The 2,625-nt window shown below is 43.3% G+C and carries 3 protein-coding genes; all 3 read left to right on the top strand.

All coding sequences use genetic code 11. The annotated features are described in order from the left end of the window. The coding region (locus ACW12G_RS06915; protein WP_455647597.1) for a CAP domain-containing protein at positions 1–453 on the top strand (453 nt) is incomplete at its 5' end. Between the two features lie 69 nt (positions 454–522). Further along, a complete protein-coding gene (locus ACW12G_RS06910) occupies positions 523–1,776 on the top strand; it encodes an aminoacyltransferase (RefSeq protein ID WP_455647596.1) in 1,254 nt (417 codons plus the stop codon). A 62-nt stretch (positions 1,777–1,838) separates the two neighbouring features. Then, positions 1,839–2,516 carry a metal-dependent hydrolase gene (locus ACW12G_RS06905; RefSeq protein WP_455647595.1) on the top strand — a complete coding sequence of 226 codons (678 nt, stop codon included), beginning with the start codon at positions 1,839–1,841 and terminating at the stop codon, positions 2,514–2,516. The last annotated feature ends 109 nt before the right edge of the window (positions 2,517–2,625 follow it).

The raw sequence follows: 2,625 nt of genomic DNA, 5'->3' as shown, positions 1-2,625 counted from the left end.
AACCGTGATGGCTTTATGACAGCTGCTGAATACTTGGCTTATCAAGCTAATGGTGGCACAACTGCCCCAGCAGCACCACAAGTGACACAAGTTTCAACAGCTGGTAACTCAGCTGCAGCAACGATGTTGAATTCATTGAACGCATTGCGTGCGTCATTGGGACTACGCCCAGTAACTTTGGATGCTGGTTTGTCAGCGCAAGCACAATCACGTGCCTACAACGCTGTTGCAAATGGTGGCTTGCCAACAAACCACTTCCGCACAAATGGTGAAGTCGTTGCCATTGGCTTTGGTTTCAATCAAGTAATTAGTGCTTGGTATAACGAAACAGGCATGATGACAAATGGTACACCAGGTCACCGTATGTGGGTCACTAACCCACGCGCAATATCAGTTGGTTTTGGTGTTGTTGGTGGCACAATTGTTGCCGTATCTAACGTTGGTCAATACTAATAAAATCATTAAAGACGCCCTTGCTGGCGTCTTTTTTTTGTATAATAGTAGGTAGAGGATCATAGTCTTATGACATTAGTTTTTACAACACTAACACCAGAAGAATATAACCAATTTGAATTACAGCAGCCATTAGGTAGCTATACGCAATCTGTTTTACAATATCACCTTTTGCGTCAACGCCAGCGTGACGCATTTTTGTTGGGTGTTAAAGATGACGACACAATCGTTGCGGCGGCATTAGTCACCACCGAAATGACACGTTTTGGACAGGTCTATCTATTTGATCGTGGGCCATTGATGGACTTTAGTGATCGTGAGTTGCTGGCATTTTTCGCCCGGTCAGTGCATCATTTTGCTAAAAAGCAAGGGGCGCTCTATATCATTTGGCGTCCGAATGTTACTTATGCCAATACGGATGATAAGGGGCAATTAATTGGTAGTACAAATGATCAATTCTTAACGATGATGACGACTGCGGGCTTCACACACGAACCATTCCAATTTGGTATGTCAACGACGGGGTCGCCAACTTGGGAATATGTGAAACCATTAGCTGGCTTAGATAATGAACGGGCGATTCGCCAATCTTACACGAAGAACGCGCAATATTATTTAAAGAAAAATCAGCAGTTTGGCATCCAATTGCGCGAACTATCACGGGAAGAGTTACCGGCGTTTAAGCAGTTAACCCAAACGACGGCGGATCGGCTACACTATCATGATAAAGACTTATCGTTTTATGAAGCGATTTATGATAATTATGGTGACGACGCCACCTTTATTTTTGCAGAATTGAACTTTGAACGTTACATAGCAGAAGAAAGCGACAAGATTGCAGCGTTGAATCAAAAGTTAGCTAAAATTCAAGAAAAAATTGATAAATACCCGCATCAAGATAAGTTTAAGCGCCAATTTGCCGAATTTGATGATCAAAAGCAGCATCACATTAAGCGTGTTGAAAAAGCCAACCAACAATTTGCAGCCGCTGGTCAAGCAACGGTTGTTGTTGCTGGGGCACTGTTTATTGCGCAACCACAGGAAATGACCTACTTGTATTCTGGCACGTATGAGGATTATATGGATTATTATGCACCGTATCAGATTCAAGATGCGATGATCCAACGGGCAGTGGCACAGGGGATACCGCTTTATAATTTTTATGGTATTTCAGGTCGGTTTGATGGTTCTGATGGTGTGTTAGGCTTTAAAACAGCATTTGCTGGACATGCGCGTCAGTTAGTCGGTGACTTTATTTTACCGGTGAATGGCACAAAATACCGGCTTTATCGGTTATTAAAGCGTTTAACAGGACGCGGTTAAACAGTGCTTTGAGATTAGTCGCGATGACATCATTGGTTTTATCTGTATGAGGAGGCAATTTTATGGAATTGACACATTTTGGACATGCCGCATTACGGATTGTGTCGGATGGCACAACTATCTTAGTGGATCCGTTTATCACGCAAAATCCTTTTTTAAATCACGCTGATGAACTAGTTGAGACACTGGCGGCTGATTTTATTATCGTGACCCATCCGCATGCAGATCATGTCGGCGACACGTTGGCGATTGCACAACGTACAGGGGCCACAATTGTTGTCTTGGCAGATACGCACTATGAGTTTTTGGCGACTAATGATTTACCGGTTATTGCCCCGAATTTTGGCGGTGAGGTGCAACTGAGCCCAACCATTAAAATTAAATTCTACCCAGCCTGGCATGCGGTGACAACTGATGGACATGCTAGTATGTCGGCAGGATTTGCCTTAACTATTGAAGGCAAATTATTGTATTTTGCAGGTGATACGGGCTTGTATTCCGATTTGAAACTGGTGGCATTGCGGCAACCGGTTGATATGGCGTTTTTACCAATTGGTGGCTATTATACAATGGCACAAGATGATGCCTTGATTGCAGCGAGTTTCTTAACGGCAGCGCACGTGCTGCCAATCCACTATGATACTTTTCCAAAAATTAAAGCTGATGTGACACGTTTTATTGCTGACTTACCGGATGGTGTTGGCTTCAAACCAGCTATTGGTCAACCCTTTAATTTTTAGTGGTATAATGATTAAATATTTAATTGGGGGCCAGTATGGACAATGAAATCATGAGCCGGTTAGCACGGCGTGAACAACAGCAACAAACACCACAGATGCCAAATGGTGG

This window comes from Leuconostoc sp. (genome assembly GCF_965300815.1).
The sequence above is the reverse complement of the archived record's forward strand: the minus strand, read 5'-3'. Positions and strand labels throughout refer to the sequence as shown.